The following is a 19,514-nucleotide window of genomic DNA, read 5'->3' as shown; positions in this document are numbered from 1 at the left end:
CGATACGCCAATATCGGTGCTGTTTTATTTTAATATTATTTCTTTTTCGTTAATTTTTTCTGCCTTTAAACTGAACGGGAAACTGATTACAGATACAACTTCATTAAGATTTCCTGTAAATGCACCGCTTACTTTTTTATTTTTAAACTCAGCAGGATATACAATTTTGATGTCATAGGTTTCTTCCAGCTGCTTTATAGCCTCGGAATAATTAATATTCGTGAAAGTAAAATCTTTCTGTTTTTCCGGGGTATAAAAATGGAAGTCCCCGTTTTTTTCGTCGGTTCTCCAGATTTCTTTTGGAAGCAGATAGGTTATTTTATCGGCATGTTCCACTTTTACTTTTCCTTCGAATAATTCCACTTTTTTCTCCTCAGATCTCTGGTCCAGGAAAAACTGTGTTCCCAAAACCTGTACAAAAAACTCTCCCGCATTAATTCTGAAAGGTTTCGTTTTGTCTTTGGCTACATTGAATCTTCCCTGTCCCGCAAACATCACTTCCCTGTTTTTTTCTCCAAACTTTTCACTGAGGGTAAGTTTACTGTTAGGCTCAAGCTCTACCCAGCTTCCATCCGGAAGTTTGAAGTTTTTTTTCACGCCGAATGTTTCAAAAACATATTTTGCCTCAAGGTTTCTTTTTGAATCCTCAGAAGGTTTGAAAATCAGCATTAATGCAAAAAGAGGTACCAAAACGGCAGCTATCCAATACAGTTTCCTGCCGGATTTTTTCTTTTTAATTTTATGATTGATTCCATCCCAGATTCGTTTGTCTGTGATATCATCAATCGTGTTTTGCCCTTTGCTGGTTTCTTTCCAGGTTTCTTCAAAATCTTTTTCCGAATTCATATTTGCGATGACAAAAAAGTCTTTTAAAGAGAATACGCGGAAATGCAAAATCGTAAACCTTATTGTGTAAGATTTAACATTCCGTTCATATTAAAAGTGAGGAAAAATTACTGCAGATTTACCTTTAAAAAGCTGATAGCCTTGTTGATCTGTTTGCCGATAGCAGTTTTGGAAATATTATTTTCTTTAGCTAATTGTGAGTAGCTGAGATTTTCAATTTTATTCTGAATAAACAGTTTTTTGGTCTGCTGGGGTAATTTATCGAGTAAAGCTTCTATCTGAGAAATCTGTTCTTCCGTGAAAATTTCATCGATTGTCTCATCTTCATCAACATTAACAATATTGTCAGAGGAAACCATGATCATTTTATTTTTACGGTAAAAATTGGCTACTTCCTGTTTGCAGGTCTTAAAAATAATGGCTTCGAGAGGAACTTTAGAATTATTTTTTTCGGCATATTTCCAGATATGTACAAAAATATCCTGCACAATATCTTCTACATCCTCATCTCTCTGGACGTATTTTTTCACAAAGAAGTAAACTCTGTGTTTGTATTCGGAATATATAGCTTTGAATTGTTCCATCATTGTGTTTTGATAAACAACTGCGCAAAAGTATTTATAATAAATTTCTCCAGGATTAATATTATGTTAATTTTTACCCAGTCGATCGGAGTAAATCTATGAATAAAACCCAGTATTTTCCAACAAAAAAATAAATTCTGCATGATCTACAGAATTCAATAAAACAACTTGATATCCAAGCAAAAAAGATTAATTTTTTACTTAAAATTCATACATTCTTAAAAAACATGAGATTCTAAAAACCAGTAAAATAACACCAATTTTAAGAAGAAAATTTCTTATTTCTTATTTTATCTTCATCATCGTTACCAAAGAAGTTGCCACATGACTTTCCGATCCGCTGTTTTCGTCAACGGTATAAATTTCCGTTCTGATCACACTGATTTTCGCACCACCTTTTACCACATACGATTTGGAAACCAACGCATCGCCCATCGCAGGCCTTAAATAATTGACTTTCAATTCCACTGTCACAACATAACAATCTTCATCATAATGACTTACCGCTGCATATCCCGACGAAACATCCACCAAAGAAGCAATCATTGCACCGTTGAACATTCCTGCTTTTCTGGTCATTACATCCATTTTCGGAATTTTCATGGAAATAAAGTCTGTTTCAACTTCTAAAAGTTCGGCTTTGTAGAATTTTAAGGTTTCGGAACGGCTGAAACTATCGGTGATGAGCTGTTTTTTCTGTGGGGTCATTATTTTATTTTGAATGTAAATTTAAACACAAATTACACAAATATTTTTCACGAATGGAACAAATGTGTAGTTTAATGATTTTGTTATTATGTTTTGGCTAAAGCCTTTGGAGGGTTTAAAAAGATTAAGCGGGCTAAAGCCCGCTCCTATTGATGTTTTAATTTGTTTGGATAATATTTTTGTAAGGTTTACTGCTTAACGCTTCGACTCCGCTCAGCGTGACACTTCTAATACTAACTGTTTTATTAACGGTTAATTTGTAGCGATGTCACGCTGAGCGGAGTCGAAGCGTTAAGTTTATAATTAACTCAATACAATCTGAAAATTTTCATCCAAAGCCAGCACACCTTCCGCTAGACTTTCCGGATGTGTGGTAAAGCCTTTTAATTTTGAAGTTTTTCCCTTCAACACCAAATCCATCAACTGTTTATCCGATATTTTTTTACCGAAAATTTCGAAAGTTACTTTAAAGCCACAATTTTTAAAATCTGAACATCCGACAGCGGTTTTACCTTTCATTAAATGATGCTCTTTACATTTTGGGCATTGGGTTTCTTCCCACGACTGAAGTTCTTTTTTAGGAGCAGGTTCGCGCTTTTTCTTTTCTTTAGTTTCAGTTTTTTCTTCTTCCAATGTAATGACTTTTCCTTTTCCGTAGACTACTTTATTGGTCAGTTCGGTCACCATTTGGATCAATTCTTCCTTAAACTGGTTGGCTTCATATTCACCTTTTTCAATTCTGCGAAGTTTTGATTCCCATTCTCCTGTCAGTTCCGGGCTTTTCAGCAATTCGTCTTCAATGGTGTCGATTAATTGAATTCCGGTTTGGGTGGCGATCAAATTTTTTCTTTTCTTCTCGATATATTTTCGTTTGAAAAGCGTTTCGATAATATTGGCGCGGGTCGAAGGTCTTCCGATTCCGTTATTTTTTAATAATTCCCGAAGCTCTTCATCTTCCACCTGTTTTCCGGCGGTTTCCATGGCTCTCAGAAGCGTTGCTTCCGTGTAAGGTTTTGGCGGTGAAGTTTTTCCCTGATGAATCATCGGATCGTGAGGACCGGTTTCCCCGACCGTGAATTCAGGAATCGTTTGTTCCTCTTCCTTATCTTTTTCTTTATCGGTAGATTCTTCTTTCGGTTCTTTGGCATAAACTGCTCTCCATCCCGGTTCCAGAATCTGCTTTCCACTTGTTTTAAAAGGAATCGTGCCGACTTTAGCCTCAACCAACGTGTTTGAAATTTTACATTCAGGATAGAAAACAGAGATAAAACGTTTTGCAATCAAATCATAAATCAGTTTTTCTTCCCTGCTCAGATTCTGAGAAGGCGGAACTTCGGTCGGGATAATAGCGTGGTGATCCGTAACTTTCGTATCATCAAAAACCGCTTTCGACTTAGGAATCGGTTCCTGCAGCAATGGTGTCACCAAATCCTGATAGAATGTCATTTTTCTGAGAATTCCTTCAATTTTAGGATACAAACTTTCCGATAAATAAGTCGTATCAACACGCGGATATGTCACATGCTTTTTCTCGTAAAGACTTTGAATATAATTTAATGTATTTTCCGCTGAGTAACCGTATTTTTTGTTGGCTTCCACCTGAAGTCCGGTCAAATCAAATAATCTCGGATTCTTTTCTTTACCTTCTTTAATTTCGAAAGAAACAATTTCAAAAAGGTTTTCCTTTAGATATTCCAGGCCTTTTTCTGCGCGGTCTAATGTTTTTAAACGGTCAATCGCAGCATTGAAAATGACGTCACGGTATTTGGTTTTCAGTTCCCAATATTCTTCCACCGTAAAAGCATCAATCTCCTTCTGACGCTGAACCAGCATTGCCAATGTCGGAGTCTGCACTCTTCCGATCGAAAGAACCGCTTTATTTCCACCAAATTTCTTTGTAAAAAGCCTTGTCGCATTGATACCCAATAACCAGTCGCCGATCGCTCTTGCATTTCCTGCGAGATAGAGATTTTTGTAATCTTCGGCAGGTTTTAAACTGGCAAAACCTTCTTTAATTGCCTCTTCGGTAAGGGAAGAAATCCACAAACGCTGAATCGGCTTGGTGCATTTTGCCTTCTGCAAGACCCATCTTTGAATCAGTTCTCCCTCCTGACCGGCATCCCCGCAGTTGATAACCTCATCGCATTCTCCGACCAATCTTTCAATGACTTTAAATTGATTTTCAACGCCTTTGTTGGGAATTAATTTGATCCCGAAATTATTTGGAATAATGGGCAGCAGAAACAGATTCCAGGATTTGTACTGCGGTCCGTAATCGTGAGGTTCTTTGAGGGTACAAAGATGTCCGAACGTCCATGTCACGCAATAGCCGTTTCCTTCCATATAGCCTTGTTTAGGCGTGGTCGCGCCCAATACTTTGGCGATATCTCTGGCAACACTGGGTTTTTCGGCAATACAAAGTTTCATGAATTTCGGAATTATTGAAAGGGGAGCAAAAATCGGGATTTTTTTTGGATTTTGCTAATTTAGTTGAGAGTTGTCAGTTGATGGTTGATAGTTTGGATGTTATGAAAATTAATTTTTAAACTATTAAATTTTATCTGTTTTAAAAATAAAAAAGCCCCCTTAAAAAAAGGGAGCTCACCAACAATAATTATGAAACAAGGTTCATTAATATAATTTATTACATCGTCATGGGAACATCCATTAAAAGGATTTCCGTGTTTTCTGATGTTGTTTTAATTTGTATATCTGAAATATCCCAAACCCCAAAACCATCTCTTTCTTCCAGCTTCTGACCTTCAATTTCGGCGCTTCCTTTAATGATAAAAGCATAGACTCCATTTCCTTTTTTCCTGATGTGGTAATTGGTTTCAATATTATTTTCAAAATTTCCTAAGTGAAACCAGGCATCCTGGTGAATCCACACACCTTCGTCATTGGCATTTGGAGAAAGGATTTGCTGAAATTTATTTTTGCTTTTCGTTTTGTCAAGTGTGATCTGATCATATCTTGGAGTGACATTTCTTTTGTTCGGATAGACCCAGATTTGAAGGAATTTTACCAACTGATCTTGATTTTTATTAAATTCACTGTGCATGATTCCTGTTCCGGCACTCATTACCTGAATATCTCCACTTTTGATAATGGCTGAATTTCCCATGCTGTCCTTGTGTTCCAGATCACCTTCCAACGGAATACTGATGATTTCCATATTGTCGTGAGGGTGCGTTCCGAAGCCTCTTCCTGCATCAACCTTATCATCATTTAAAACCCTCAACACACCGAAATGCATTCTTTCGGGATTGTAATAATTTGCAAAACTGAACGTATGATTGCTCACCAACCATCCATGATCCGCCTTTCCTCTGGAATCCGCTTTGTGAATCACAGAATTGTCTTTAATTTTCGAATCGGGATTGGGTAAGTGATTGTATCCGATCGGTTCCAACGGTTCGATTTCGTCGATCTCATTTTTCATGGCGTTGCCTAGTGAAGCTGATGCTACAAACATTCCGGTTCCCAGTAATCCTTTCTTTAAAAAATCTTTTCGGTCCATATGTATTCGTAATTTATTCGTTTTGATAGGACAAATTTCGGAAGATTGGAATTGCTGTGCATTTAACTAGTTTAATAAATTTAATTTTTATTAAATAATTAAGTCCTTTTGTCTTGAAACAGAAGAACCAAAAGTTCAGGACTTGGAAACTTCCGCTAAAAATTTAAATTTATTCCTAAAATTCCCAAACTTGCGCGAATTCAACGTTAGTGTTTCAATTTAACATTTGTCTCGCGCTTCGAACAGTAGAATTTTCTTAACGCTCCATTTTCCCAGGTCGGTTTGCAGTGTGAGATTCCCCTTCAATGAAAGGGTGGATTTTTGTGAAACAAAAAGACGGGGTAGTTTAATATGTATGCTTAAACCACCCCGTCAAAAATTCTTTGAATTTTCGCCACCCCTCCAATGGAGGGGAATTTTGCATATATTTTAATGGTAGAAAAAACTATTTCTCCTTCGAAGCCAGACGTTTTCTGATTGTACTTACAAATTCCTTAGAAACTCCGAGATAAGAAGCAATGTAATATTGCGCAACCCTTTGCGGAATGGATGGATAAACTTTGATAAACTCCAAATATCGGTCGGATGCGCTTTTTGAAATGGTATTCACCAAACGGCTTTGTAAGGTTGAAAGATTTCTCTGTACCAACATTCTGAAAACTCTTTCGAATTTTGGAATTTCGGTTAATAATTTTTCTTTCGTTGTAGGATTCAGCATATAAATTTCCGAATCTTCCAAAGTTTCGATGTATAATCGTGAAGGTTTTTGTTCCTGAAATGAAGCAATATCGCTGATCCACCAATCTTCAATGGCAAATAAAATAGTTACTTCAAAACCGTTATCATCAAGGTAATAGACTCTTACACAACCTTTTTGGATGTATCCCTCAAACTGGCAGATTTCTCCTTCCCTCAACAAGACAGTTTTCTTGGGAAAAGTCTGTAGCGTCAATAAATCCGTGAAAAATTTTTCTTCGTTTTCGCTAAGGTTGATGAATCGTGTTACGTTTTCGATGATGTTTTCAGACATAAATTGCAGTTTATGACTGCAAATTAGGAAAAAGTGCGTAAACTTCATTCTTTAGCAGTCCACTTCCTCCTCCGTAATGGTCAATAACCTTCACTTCTTTGTCTAAATTTTCACAAAAAACTTTAATATCTTTTTCAAATTGTTCTTCCAATCCGGAACTCAACAGCACGATATCTACCTGTTTTTCTTTGATATATTCATAGCAGAAATTTTCATCGCTCTGAATTTCTGCCTTCCAGCCTTCATTATTTTCGATGATCCTTTTTAATACATCAAGAATTTCCTGATTTTTTCCGATGACGAGAAAGTTTAGTGTTTTCATAGGTTTTTGTTGTTGGTTGGTTGTTGCTGGTTTTTGGTTTTAACGCGAAGACGCTAGGTTTTTTGTTAATTCTTTCTGCTTATTTTTCGTTCGCAAAGGCGTTTCGCTCAGCTAAGGCTTTGTCATTGTGAACACTATAAATCTTTGAGCATGGCTCAGAAATGACGAAGCAATCTTTTCTTTAATAAATTCATTAAAATTAATTTAAACATGAATAAACAAAGACATTCTCTCCCGCTTTTCTAAGTTCTTCGTTTTATGACCTTTTCCCGAAATATCTTCAACCAAAAGAATTTCTCCGGTCTGAAACTGTCTGATCTCACCAAGCGAAGTTTCTATTTCCACGCCGCCGTCCAGCAATATAATATACTGTTTTTGGGGAGCGTGATGAAAGTCATAATCATAATCTGCGGAAACCTTTCTGAACTGCAGTTTTTTGACATCAATGCCTTCTGACAGAAAACCGATTTCACCCTGATCAAGTAAAGGAATTTCTACATCTTCAAAATGAGATTCGCCTTTTTCGTCACTGAAGATTCTTGTTATTTTCATTTTTTTGTTTTGGCTAAAGCCAATTGATTTATTTTATTTGTTTAAACAGGCTAAAGCCCGTTCCTATTGAATCCAATATTGTGTTATTTGTGAAAATATTCGTGTCGATTTGTATTTAAATTATTTAAAAATCAAAGCATTCGCCCATTCAATTTCCTCTTGATTGATAGAATGTCCGAAATTTGCGTAAACCTTTTCCGTTACATCAGCATTCATTTCCTTTAAAATATTGGCCGTTGCATACACTCTTTCCACCGGAACATGAAAATCCGGATTGCTTGTTCCCAGGAAAATCGGAGTCTGGGCAAAATCACCTTTATAATTTTCACGATCGATTTTTTCACCGATAACTCCACCGATAATCGCTGCTGCTCCACCGAACTTCTGAGCATTTCTTGCTAAAAATTCCAACGTAAGACAAGCCCCCTGCGAAAATCCGAAAAAGTAAATATTTTCGGATTTAATTCCTGCATCCAAAGCGGTTTGAACTGTTTTTTCAACCGTTTCAACAGCAGATGACAGCCACGGTTCGTTTTGCTCAACCGGAGCCATGAACGAAAAAGGATACCAGGTTCCGTTGGTCGCCTGAGGAGCTAATAAGGCATAATCTTTCACATTCAAATGCTGTGATAAGCTTACAATATCCTGTGCACTTCCTCCTCTTCCGTGAATCATGATTAACACTTTTTCAGCTTCATTCAATGATTTCCCTCCTGTTTTTATATCTAAAGTATGACTCATTATTTTATCTAAATTTTTCTGTCGGATAATTAATTTTTGGTAAAACTTCAACCAAATGTTCTCTTTTTTCTTCAAATTGTTTCGGCAGGCTTAGCTGTTCACCCAAGGAAGCAAACTCCTCATCCACATCGAATCCCGGGCCTGAAGTGGCGATTTCAAACAAAACACCTCCCGGCTCTTTAAAATATACGGAAGTGAAATATTTTCTGTCCTTCACCTCAGTATGTTCCAAGCCAAGTTTGTTTAATTTTTCAACCATTTCAAGCTGCGTTTCTGCGTTGGGGGTCGCAAAAGCCACGTGGTGAACCGTCCCTCTTCCCGCCAAACCTTTCAACGCATTCGGAGTGCAAAGCAGATCCACATATTTTCCGGGAACATCTTCCGTTGCAAACCTGAACCGGTCTGAACTCTCGGCAATGAGTTTGTGATCCATTTGAGTCGTCAACAACGCTGCTGTTCTTTCATATGCATCCAGCCAGATTTCTACATGATGAATTCCTTTGATAGCAAAATCTTTTGGAATAAATCCGTTGTAATAGCCTTTTCTATTGTCTTTATCATTAAAAACCAACTCCAATCCCAATCCGTCAAAATCTTCCAAGTAAATAAAAACTTCTCCGGAAAACCTTTGCTGAGGCTGCTTAAAAGGTATATTAAACTGATTCAAACGGTTCATCCAATAATCCAACGCATCCATTGACACTGAAAAAGCTGTTGTATTCAGCATTCCTTTACCGTGTCTCCCATTCACCAGACCTTTTCCATACGGGAAAGTCGTCATAATCGTTCCCGGAGTTCCGAATTCGTCCCCGAAATAAAAATGATAAACATCGGAATAATCAAAATTTACCGTCTTTTTTACCAATCGAAGTCCTAAAACTCCGGTGTAAAAGTCTATATTTTCCTGTGAATCGCCTGTGATGGCGGTTACGTGGTGAAGTCCTGTGATGAGTGACATAGTTCTTGGTTTTTGTTGTTGATAGTTGTTTACTTTTAACGCTAAGACGCAAAGCTTTTAGTTAAATTATTCCTCTTCTTTCAACCAAACATCTTGATATTCTTCAGGATGGCGTTTGAATTGGGCATGAACATAGGGACACAACGCCAGAATTTTCAAATCATTTTCTCTTGCGTAGGAAACCAGTTTTTCCAGTAAAATTTTTGCAAAACCTCTTCCTTCGTATTCTTCATTCACTTCGGTATGATAAACGGTTAATTTTTTTCCGATTACCGAGATATCCATTTTCCCTGCTTTGTTATCGTCTGAGAAAAGTTGAATTTCACCTCTCACGTTTCCCATGAGCACTTTTGTAGTTTCCATTGCTTTTGATTTTTTAATTAATAATTTAAAGGTAAGACCTTTCTGAAAATTGAGTAATGATCTATGATAATTTCGGTAAAACTTCTTCAATTTTTTCGCGTAGTCCTTCGTGTTGTTTTGGAAGCTTTAAGCTTGTTCCCAATTCGTTCAAAGGCTCATCCACAGTGAATCCCGGGTTATCGGTCGCGATTTCAAATAAAACACCGCCCGGTTCACGGAAATACAGTGAGTAGAAATAATCTCTGTCGATTTTCGGAGTGATATTCAATCCTGCAGATAAAACTTTTTCACGGAATTCCATTAAAACATTATCATTTTTCACCCTGAATGCAACGTGGTGATTGGTTCCCGCAGCATTTCTTCCTGCTGATATTTTATCATTTTCAATGATGTCGACAAGATTTGCTGTTTCAATCGCATCGGTTGCAAAACGGTATCTTTCACCTTCCTGTTTTTGTAAATCGTACCCGAAAATATCTGTCAATACTTTGATTGTCGGATCTGCTTTTCTCAATGTCAATGTGATATTGTGGAAGCCTTTCAAAGCATTTTCATCTTTAATATCATCAGTTGTCCAGACTTTTCTGTTGTCAGGTGTTGCTGATTCGATGAACTGTAATTGTAAGCCATCCGGATCCTGAAATGAAATCAGTTTTTCCCCGAAAATTTCCCCTTCTTCTACATTTATATTAAATTGTTGCAATCTGTTTTTCCAGAATTCCAAGCTTCCTTTTGGAACGGAATATCCGATGTGTGTAGCTAAACCGGAACCGTTGGTGCCTTTTCCAATTCCTTCCCACGGAAAGAATGTTAAGATCGTTCCCGGAGTTCCTTCTTCGTTTCCGAAATAAAAGTGGTAAGTTCCCGGATCATCAAAATTCACCGTTTTCTTTACCAGTCTAACTCCCAAAACCTGAGTATAAAAATCTAAATTTCTTTTTGCGTTGTCTGCGATCGCTGTAATGTGATGCAAACCTAAAATTCTATTTTCCATGTTGTTTTTATTTTATGATGCTAAATTACGACGGTTTGAAATGCTGGACATTTAACTAGTTTAATAAATGATGTTTTATCATATTTTGTCAGAATAACAACTCACTGCTTTGTCTAAATGAAATAACATATTGGTTATTAATAACCATTTCATTAAATTTTCATTTTCTCAATTTGAGATAATAAAAATTTTTGCTATTTTTGTTACCAATCAAAAAAGGCTTTTTATGTTCAAGAAAACCGCCATTGTAAGTTTAATTACCCTTATTTCTGCTTCGTATATGGCTCAAAATACTACTGCTCTACCTGTATATTTAGACGATTCCAAACCTGTGGAACAGCGTGTTCAGGATGCTCTCTCCAGAATGACGCTGGAAGAAAAAATTGCGATGCTTCATGCACAGTCAAAATTCAGTTCAGCAGGTGTTCCGAGGTTGGGAATTCCGGAATTCTGGACAACAGACGGACCACACGGTGTTCGCCCGGAAGTAATGTGGGACGAATGGAACCAGGCTGGCTGGACCAACGACTCTATCATTGCTTATCCGGCACTGACAGCCCTTTCCGCAACATGGAACAAAAAAATGTCCTGGAACTACGGTAAAGCTTTGGGCGAAGAAGCACGATACAGAAAAAAAGATATCCTTTTAGGACCCGGAGTGAATATTTACAGAACTCCACTGAACGGAAGGAATTTCGAATATATGGGTGAAGATCCTTATCTAACCTCAAAAATGGTGGTTCCTTATATCAAAGGTGTTCAGTCAAACGGTGTGGCAACTTCGGTGAAGCATTTTGCGCTGAATAACCAGGAAATGTTCCGCCATACAAGCAATGTAAAAATCGATGACAGAACGTTGTACGAGATTTATCTTCCGGCTTTCAAAGCGGCGGTTACAGAAGGTGATTCCTGGACAATCATGGGAGCTTATGATATGTATAAAGGTCAGTATGCCAGTCAGAATCAGTATTTATTAAATGATATTTTAAAGAAAGAATGGAATTATAAAGGAGTTGTAGTTTCAGACTGGGGTGCGGTAAACAGTACAGAACAAGCCATACACAACGGATTAGACCTTGAATTCGGGAGCTGGACAAACGGGCTTTCGGAAGGGAATTCCAATGCTTATGATAATTATTATTTAGCTAAACCTTATTTAAAGTTAATTAAAGAAGGGAAAGTCGGCACACAGGAACTTGATGATAAAGTAACGAGAATTCTACGTTTGGCTTACAAAACCACGATGAATAAAAACAAACCTTTCGGAAACATCGCTTCTGAAGAACACAAAGCTGTGGCCAAAGAAATCGGCGAAGAAGGAATCGTTTTGTTGAAAAATCAAGGAAATGTACTTCCGATTGATATTAATAAAGCTAAAAAAATTGCCGTAATCGGTGAAAATGCCATCAAAATCATGACTATCGGAGGAGGTTCTTCTTCTTTAAAAGTAAAATATGAAACCCTTCCATTAGACGGAATTAAAGCCAGATTCGGAAAACAGGCAGACGTACAATATGCAAGAGGCTATGTGGGAGACATCGGTGGAGAATACAATGGGGTAAAATCCGGGCAAAACCTGAAAGACGACCGTTCTCCGGGTGAAATTTTAAATGAAGCTGTAGAATTAGCTAAAAAATCCGACTATGTTATTTTCATCGGAGGTTTAAATAAAGCTGATTTTCAGGACAGTGAAGGGAATGACAGAAAAAGCTATGAACTTCCTTATAATCAGAACAATGTAATTTCTGCATTGGCAAAAGCCAACAAAAATCTTGCGGTGGTTCTGGTTTCAGGAAATGCGGTGGCTATGCCTTGGGTGAAGGAAGTTCCGACGATTGTTCAGGCTTGGTATCTGGGTTCTGAAGCAGGAAATTCTATTGCTTCGATCTTAGCTGGTGACACAAACCCTTCAGGAAAACTGCCGTTTACATTCCCTGTGAAGCTGGAAGATAATGCAGCTCATCAATTGGGAGAATATCCGGGAAATAAAGAAGAATTGGCTGCCGGAAAAGGAAAAGACCAGAATAATCCAATCAATATTGCTTATAACGAAGGAATTTTGGTAGGCTATCGTTGGCATGACACGAAAAAAATTAAGCCTTTGTTCAGTTTTGGACATGGTCTGAGCTATACAACTTTTGAATTTGGAAAAGCAAAAGCCGATAAGACAACGATGACGCAGGACGACAAAATAACAATCTCCGTTACCGTTAAAAACACCGGAAAAAGAGCCGGAGCAGAAGTTGCACAGTTGTATATCAGTGATTTGAAATCGTCTGTTCAGCGTCCTGCAAAGGAATTGAAAGGTTTTGAAAAGGTATTTTTGAATCCGGGTGAAGAAAAAGAAGTGACATTTTCGATTGACAAAACCGCTTTAAGCTTCTTCGATGCCGATAAACACGACTGGGTGGCCGAACCGGGAGATTTTGAAGCACAAATCGGAAATTCTTCCGACGCTATTAAAACAAAGGTGAAGTTTACATTGAAGTAATTTTACTTATTTATATTTCTAAAGCCGAGAGTCCAAATTTTTGGGCTCTTTTTTTATTCTTTAAACTGATATTCCGTCAATCTTTGTTCACCCGATTTTATTAAAATATTCTCATCAACTGCCCATTTCAGATCTCGGCTCGCTGTGGGTGCAGAAATGTTTTTAAAATTCTGCAAATAATCTTTTCTACTGAATTTTTTATCTCCCATCTTTTCTTTACATAAAAATATTCTGTCTTTTGTACTTAAATTGATATTCTGAGATTGTAAAACATGTTTCAAAGATTCCAATATTATTCCCAACATAAATTCAATAAAAGGAGTCGACTGTCCCATTTTATCGGATTCTGAGAGCTTGTTGTAATATTCCTGCTGATTTTGTTTGATTAAACTTTCAACCGGTAAATATTCAAATACAGGATATTGCTGCATCAAAATTAAAGTTTGCCAGAGCCTTCCCATTCTTCCATTGCCGTCGATGAAAGGATGTATAAATTCAAATTCATAATGAAATACACAGCTTTTAATTAAGATTAAATCGTTATCATTTTTCAGATATATAAAAAGATCATTCATCAATCCTTTTATCATCGAACCTCCGGGAGCAAGATGTTCCACTTGAGATCCTTTTACGATTCCCACATTGGTAGTTCTGAATTTTCCGGCACTGCTTACCAGATCTTTCATTAAAATCGAGTGTGCCAATTGTAAATCTTTTATTTTTTTCGGATCAAATATTTTTAAATCATCATATACTTTAATGGCATTCTGTACTTCCAAAATATCTTTTGCCGGAGCGATAACCCTTTTGTTTTCCAACAAAGCGGTTATTTGTTCTTCCGTAAGGGTATTTCCTTCAATTTCAAGAGAAGATTGAATCGTTTTGATTTGATTTTTTTTTCGTAATTCAGTCGTTGGTTTATAGAGATGATTAGCATTAATTTCTCCTATTTTCTCTGAAATAGAAGCTACTAACATTAAAATCTTATCTGTAATTTTATATGGTGGTTTCAAAGCTTGATAGTATCATTTGATAGTATCAAAGATACTATTTTTTAAGATCATCTAGTAAATTTGAAATAATTAATAGTATCAAATGATACTATCAAAATTAAAACAAACAAAAAACACGGAAAAAATCCGTGTTAAATAAATATTTTAAAATCAGCTTTTTACTTACCGCCACCAGCATTTTTCTCAACATCGGTTTTGGTATTTTCTTTCACTTTCTGGTTTCCAAAACGTTTTACGAATGAAAGCGAAACCCCGTACCAATCCCATTGCATAGAATTTCTAAGAGTTCCGGTTTGATTATAGGTCGTAGCATCAAAATTTGGTCTCTGGAAAATATTCATCAGCTGTAAACTGGCTTCCATCTGAGTTTTCGGGAAAATTTTTGTCACAGAAATATTATGGAAAACATTCGTTCTGTTAGCATAAGAATTTCCGTTATTCTGATTTGAAATTTCTACCCAGGCGCTCAGATTAATATTTTTGTTAAAAAGGTTGGTATACGAAATATTCGTAGAACCTCCCCAATAGCTTAGATAATCTCTTGCGTTTTCCAGATTATTTTTAAGATTAAAATCGCTGTTATCCATATAATACCATCCAAAACCTACATTTACGGTCAGTTTATTTTTCAAAAATGTCTGATTGGTATTAGCAAAAAGATAGTATTTCTGTACCCTCCCTTTGAAATTATCAGGCTGGGTAATCGTTTTGTTTTTTGTAGGGTCTGTAGGATTGGTTTCAAAAATATAACTTGTCCAGTAATCCTGATCGGTATACATGTATCTCGCAGAAATAAAATATTTCTTAAAAAGCCCAAGCTTCATGTACAATCTGTGGCTCGGATTAGGCTCCAGCTCCATATTTCCCCGACTGTAAAATCCGTTGTCATTTGGAACCATAAAGGGATTAAACTCCGCATACCAGGGACGCCAGAGATTCCTGTTGTAGGTCAGACTTAAATCATATTTTTCAGAAAAGGAATATTTTAGCAATAAATTAGGAAGGAAAGCTCCATAAGAATCTTTCCGGCTGGCTCCTGCTACATCCTGTCGCATTTTATAATCAATATGCTCGTAACGAAGCCCTATTCTTGTTTCCAGTTTTTTAAAGAAAGTTTTACTGTAGTTCGCATACAACGAGTTAATATTATCCTCATAATGGAAAATATCATGAGTACTCAAACCATCCATCTGGGTAGCAGACAAATCATTGGGAATAACATTATTGTTAAAGTCCATTTTTCCGCCTACTTCCAATGTTCCCCATTCTTTCCCTAAAGGCTGTGTATAATCAATTTTAACATAATAATTTCTGTTTTCACTGTCCGACAGCACTCTCGTTTCGTATAGAGTAGAATTGTTTGATATTAATTGGTTTTTCACAAAATTATTATCCTCAGACTGACCATAATAATTCGATCCAAGATTGATGTCTAGAATTCTGTTTTTTTCTTTATCGTAAAATTTATAAAAAATATTGGTTCCTAAAGTACGGCTGAGTCCCGATGCCCACTGGTTTTGTGTATAAGAACGGTTAAAAATATTATCAATGTGCGTTATTCCGTTCGCTTCTGCGGAATTTGTTGAGTTTCCCTGATAGTATTCCAAAATAAGCCCTGCAGTATTTTTGTCATTTAATTCAAATTCTGAAGTGGAAGAAAGTGAAGGGCTTTTGCTTCTCCCGACACTCACCGTATTGATTTCCGTAACAGAATTATCGGCATAAGACGTGCTTTGAAGAGCGCTTTTTTGCAGATAACTATTATCACTGTAACTTCCAATTAAGGTTTGTGTGAAGCTTTTTTTATGATAATTTAAATTAAGATTTGTGTATTGCGAATTTTTTTGCTGTTGCCTGTTGTTGAAGGTGACACTTCCTTTAATTCCTTCATCATCCCTTTTTTTCAAAACAATATTAATGACCGATCCGGCAGTTTCGTATCTTGAAGAAGGGCTGGTAATGACCTCAATTTTCATCAGATTATCAGCAGGAATTGTCTTTAAATATTCTTTCAGTTCCTTTCCTGTGAAAACAGATTTTCTGTCATTAATATAAACCGTCACCGATTCACCCTCAGCCTTTACAGCATCATTGTTATCGATACTTACCAAAGGGGTCATTCTCAAGACATCCCACGTCGTATTTCCCGCTAAAATAGAACTGTTGGCAACATTGAAAACCGTGCGGTCAACTTTTGATTCTACGGTGGGTTTTCTGGCGGTTACCGTGATTCCTTCGATTTGTGTTTCTTTTCTTATGGTATCTTTTTTCTCCTGCGCAAACGCCAAAAGACCAACGAGTACAGCAATTGACGAAAATAATTTCTTCATTAATGATTTGATTTTAACTATAAGACACCAAATGATGAATAAATGTTACATCAAATCGCAAAAAAATAAGAAAAATATTTTTTACACCTCTATAATCAGCTCCTTTTCATATCCGTTATATTCGTCTACCACATATCCATGCGGATTACAAATCACTTCCGTTTCTCCGATCTTATACCTTGAAGGCGTATGAATATGCCCATGAATCCAATACAAAGGCCGATGTTCCAGAATAAAATCCTCGAGGTTGGAAACATAAGCTGATGTCAACGGATCTTCCTTAAAATGTGCGGGCGTCGACTGAAGACTTGGCGCATGATGCGTCACTACAATATTTTTTAAACCTTTTGAGTTTTCCAGACTTTCCTGAAGCCAGGCTCTGGATATTTGATGAATTTTAAAAATATCAATCGATCTCATTTTCGAATATGAAGGATCGCGTCTGATTTGCTTAAAATCATTCATCCCGTTCTGGCATACAAATCCGTAATATCTGGGATCTCCGAAAATGGAAAAATCCGTCCATAAAGTCGCTCCGTGAAAGCGAATCCCATCAATATCCACAAAATCATCTTCCAATACAAAAACATTGGAATCCTGTGCCGATTCTTTTATTTTGTTTAACGTTTTCGGGTAAGAACCTTTGTAATATTCATGATTTCCAAGAACATAAATCACCGGCTTATCCTGGATTTTAGTTTTTATCCAATCAATTCCTTTTGTTCCCAAATTCACATCTCCCGCCAAAACAACAACATCCGCTTTATCAAAAGATAAATCGGTATATCCAAATTCCTGATGCAGATCACTGATGATTTGTATTTTCATGTCGCTAAAATAAAAAAGAACCGGCATATTTCACACCGATTCTTTATATCATATTTACGAAACTGCCATTTCCGTCTGTTTCACCTTTACATTTTTAACTATAAAATAAAACAACATTCCCAAAGCAGCTACCGAATACCCGATAAGTATGAGTAAACTCAAATTTCCGACTGCCCATTCTGAAGGGAAAATCTGACTCATTAAAGTCATGAAAGACAATCCGATTCCCGCTCCTAAAAAGTAACTTGTAGAGCTTAAACTTGAAGCCACCCCATAACTTGAAGGTTCCACATCCTGGATTCCCAACACCGACAAAGCGGTAAAGCAAAACGTCATTCCGACTCCGGAAATACAGGCCGCCCCCAACAAAACCAACGGCAACGGATGTCCGAAGTAAACGGAAATTAATAAAGATAAAGCACCGGTTAGCATGAAAATCCAACCAAAAATTCCCATTTGTGTAGAATTTAATCTTCTGGAAATATGAGGCAGGACAAACTTCGCTACCAAAGCAGACATCACACTGAAAGGAACCAGCAGTAATCCCGCAGAAGCCGCACTGTGATTCATATCTTTTTGCAGCATCAGTGAAATCAGGAACAAAAATCCGATGAAAAACGCACCCAACGCAACAAAGGCAAAATTGGAAACCAGTAAAGATTGATGTTTAAATAATTTTAAATCAATCAACGGCTGCGACACCGATTTTAAGCGATAAAATACCAAAGCCAGCAATAAAACCGACAAAATTAAAGAAGCAACAACCATGAAAGTTTGTTCTTTAATGTGAATTAATTCGTGCGTTCCGTATGTCAAACTCAATAATCCCAACACCAATAAAATACCTGATGCGACATCTGTTTTCTGAGATTTTCCGGATTTTTCATCTTTCGGAAGGTATTGATAGGCAAATATTAACGTAATAAAAAGAATCGGAACATTGATGAGAAAAACCCAATGCCAACTCAGATAAGTACTGATAATTCCGCCCAGCGAAAGGCCGCTTCCAGAGCCAATCGCAGCAAACGAACTGAAAATCCCGATCGCCCGGTTTCTTTCCTGATCTCCCGTAAAAGTATTCGTCACAATCGACATGGCAGAAGGCATGATGAAAGCCGCTCCAAGACCTTGCAGCGCCCTGAAAATGGCCAGTGTTTCAAAGTTTGTGGACAAGCCAGCTCCCAAAGAAGTCAGCATAAAAATCAGGCATCCTAAAAGAAAAATTTTCTTCCTACCAATCTGATCTGAGAGTTTTCCACCGATAATTAAAAAACCTCCGAAAAACAATACATACAGTGTCTGAAGCCATTGCACCGTCTCCGCACCAATACCAAATTGCTCCTGAATCGAAGGAATTGTAAGATTAATAATGGCAATATCCAAAGCCTCTACAAATGTTCCCGCCGATGCTAAAATTAATATCAAATTCTTCCTGTCCATATAGCTCAATTATGCTGCAAAATTAAAATTAACAGAACATATTATAAAATTTTATATTAAATTTGGAACATATTTAAATTTAAATTAATTTAAAAAGAACAAATATTCTTTTATTAAAAATTTAATCCTAAAAAACAGAACAAATGGCAACGGAAAATTATACACCAGACGAAAAAGACCTTTCTATTCTTAGAATCCTGCAGAAAGACGCCAAACTGAGTGTCCGTGATGTTGCGAATAAAATTAACCTGAGCCCGACTCCGACCCACGAACGCATCAAAAGAATGGAGAAACTGGGAATTATTAAGGAATATACGACCGTTGTCGACCGCAAAAAAGTGAATAAAGGAATGATGGTGATCTGTATGATCGCCCTTAATGTTCACAATAAAAAAACAGCAGGAAAATTCATCGAGGAAGTTGGAAAGCTGAATGAAGTGGTAGAATTTTACAACATCAGCGGGGATTTTGATTTTATGCTAAAAATTTTAGCTCCGAATATGGATGAATTTCATGAATTTTTTGTCAATAAATTATCCGAAATCGAAGGAATCGGGCAGACAAAAAGTATTTTCGTGATGAATAGTATTAAGGAAAGTGCTCAGATTCTTTGAATTTAATTTTGATTTTAACACAAAGACGGAAAGTTTTTTTTAAAATTATTGTGAATATTTTTCGTTCGCAAGGGCGTTTCACTCAGCAAAAACCTAGCAGCATTTAAAGACTGAATTTCATTAACATAAACCCCTACACAAAATTTATCATTCTACAAGGATCTGGACACGAATTTTTAT

18 protein-coding genes are annotated in these 19,514 nt (G+C 36.7%); 2 read left to right on the top strand and 16 right to left on the bottom strand.

Annotation, left to right across the window (positions count from 1 at the left end):
- Positions 1-24: 24 nt before the first annotated feature.
- The 12 genes from BMX24_RS03595 to BMX24_RS03540 all read right to left on the bottom strand — a co-directional run bounded on the left by BMX24_RS03595 (position 25) and on the right by BMX24_RS03540 (position 10,618).
- Entirely contained in the window at positions 25-846 is an 822-nt protein-coding gene (locus tag BMX24_RS03595; RefSeq protein ID WP_089790697.1) for a FecR family protein, read from the bottom strand.
- A gap of 107 nt (positions 847-953) precedes the next feature.
- The gene (locus BMX24_RS03590) at positions 954-1,433 is read right to left on the bottom strand and encodes an RNA polymerase sigma factor (protein WP_089790696.1); all 480 of its coding nucleotides are present in this window, start codon (positions 1,431-1,433) and stop codon (positions 954-956) included.
- Between the two features lie 282 nt (positions 1,434-1,715).
- The gene (locus BMX24_RS03585; protein ID WP_089790695.1) at positions 1,716-2,138 is read right to left on the bottom strand and encodes a PaaI family thioesterase; all 423 of its coding nucleotides are present in this window, start codon (positions 2,136-2,138) and stop codon (positions 1,716-1,718) included.
- 303 nt (positions 2,139-2,441) lie between these two features.
- Positions 2,442-4,565, bottom strand: a complete 2,124-nt coding sequence (locus BMX24_RS03580) for a type IA DNA topoisomerase (RefSeq protein ID WP_089790694.1) — start codon at positions 4,563-4,565, stop codon at positions 2,442-2,444.
- Between the two features lie 217 nt (positions 4,566-4,782).
- On the bottom strand, positions 4,783-5,658 hold the full coding sequence (locus tag BMX24_RS03575; RefSeq protein ID WP_089790693.1) for a pirin family protein: 876 nt from the start codon (positions 5,656-5,658) through the stop codon (positions 4,783-4,785).
- Positions 5,659-6,103: 445 nt separating this feature from the next.
- A complete protein-coding gene (locus BMX24_RS03570) occupies positions 6,104-6,688 on the bottom strand; it encodes a Crp/Fnr family transcriptional regulator (RefSeq protein WP_089790692.1) in 585 nt (194 codons plus the stop codon).
- Between the two features lie 10 nt (positions 6,689-6,698).
- Complete coding sequence (locus BMX24_RS03565) at positions 6,699-7,010, bottom strand: hypothetical protein (RefSeq protein WP_089790691.1); 312 nt, start codon at positions 7,008-7,010, stop codon at positions 6,699-6,701.
- A gap of 204 nt (positions 7,011-7,214) precedes the next feature.
- Positions 7,215-7,562, bottom strand: a complete 348-nt coding sequence (locus BMX24_RS03560) for a cupin domain-containing protein (protein WP_089790690.1) — start codon at positions 7,560-7,562, stop codon at positions 7,215-7,217.
- Between the two features lie 120 nt (positions 7,563-7,682).
- The gene (locus BMX24_RS03555) at positions 7,683-8,303 is read right to left on the bottom strand and encodes an alpha/beta hydrolase (RefSeq protein ID WP_089792722.1); all 621 of its coding nucleotides are present in this window, start codon (positions 8,301-8,303) and stop codon (positions 7,683-7,685) included.
- A 4-nt stretch (positions 8,304-8,307) separates the two neighbouring features.
- On the bottom strand, positions 8,308-9,261 hold the full coding sequence (locus BMX24_RS03550; RefSeq protein ID WP_089790689.1) for a VOC family protein: 954 nt from the start codon (positions 9,259-9,261) through the stop codon (positions 8,308-8,310).
- Positions 9,262-9,327: 66 nt separating this feature from the next.
- Entirely contained in the window at positions 9,328-9,624 is a 297-nt protein-coding gene (locus BMX24_RS03545) for a GNAT family N-acetyltransferase (protein ID WP_089790688.1), read from the bottom strand.
- A gap of 61 nt (positions 9,625-9,685) precedes the next feature.
- A complete protein-coding gene (locus tag BMX24_RS03540; protein ID WP_089790687.1) occupies positions 9,686-10,618 on the bottom strand; it encodes a ring-cleaving dioxygenase in 933 nt (310 codons plus the stop codon).
- Between the two features lie 226 nt (positions 10,619-10,844).
- On the opposite strand from BMX24_RS03540, the gene BMX24_RS03535 reads away from it, so the two are divergent.
- Positions 10,845-13,109 carry a glycoside hydrolase family 3 C-terminal domain-containing protein gene (locus BMX24_RS03535; protein ID WP_089792721.1) on the top strand — a complete coding sequence of 755 codons (2,265 nt, stop codon included), beginning with the start codon at positions 10,845-10,847 and terminating at the stop codon, positions 13,107-13,109.
- Positions 13,110-13,162: 53 nt separating this feature from the next.
- On the opposite strand, the gene BMX24_RS03530 is transcribed toward BMX24_RS03535, so the two are convergent.
- The 4 genes from BMX24_RS03530 to BMX24_RS03515 form a co-directional block, all read right to left on the bottom strand.
- The gene (locus BMX24_RS03530) at positions 13,163-14,122 is read right to left on the bottom strand and encodes a Fic family protein (protein WP_449390476.1); all 960 of its coding nucleotides are present in this window, start codon (positions 14,120-14,122) and stop codon (positions 13,163-13,165) included.
- A 158-nt stretch (positions 14,123-14,280) separates the two neighbouring features.
- Positions 14,281-16,452, bottom strand: coding sequence for an outer membrane beta-barrel protein (locus BMX24_RS03525; protein WP_089790685.1), 2,172 nt, complete (start codon positions 16,450-16,452; stop codon positions 14,281-14,283).
- A gap of 81 nt (positions 16,453-16,533) precedes the next feature.
- A complete protein-coding gene (locus tag BMX24_RS03520; protein ID WP_089792720.1) occupies positions 16,534-17,280 on the bottom strand; it encodes a metallophosphoesterase in 747 nt (248 codons plus the stop codon).
- A gap of 54 nt (positions 17,281-17,334) precedes the next feature.
- Positions 17,335-18,720 (bottom strand): MFS transporter, encoded by a 1,386-nt coding sequence (locus tag BMX24_RS03515; protein WP_089790684.1) that lies wholly within the window; start codon positions 18,718-18,720, stop codon positions 17,335-17,337.
- Between the two features lie 143 nt (positions 18,721-18,863).
- Between BMX24_RS03515 and BMX24_RS03510 the strand changes: the two genes are divergently transcribed.
- The gene (locus BMX24_RS03510; RefSeq protein WP_089790683.1) at positions 18,864-19,334 is read left to right on the top strand and encodes an Lrp/AsnC family transcriptional regulator; all 471 of its coding nucleotides are present in this window, start codon (positions 18,864-18,866) and stop codon (positions 19,332-19,334) included.
- The last annotated feature ends 180 nt before the right edge of the window (positions 19,335-19,514 follow it).

It is taken from the genome of Chryseobacterium wanjuense (genome assembly GCF_900111495.1).
Classification (GTDB): Bacteria; Bacteroidota; Bacteroidia; order Flavobacteriales; family Weeksellaceae; genus Chryseobacterium; species Chryseobacterium wanjuense.
Note: the sequence above shows the minus strand (reverse complement) of the source record. Positions and strands in the feature narration are given on the sequence as shown.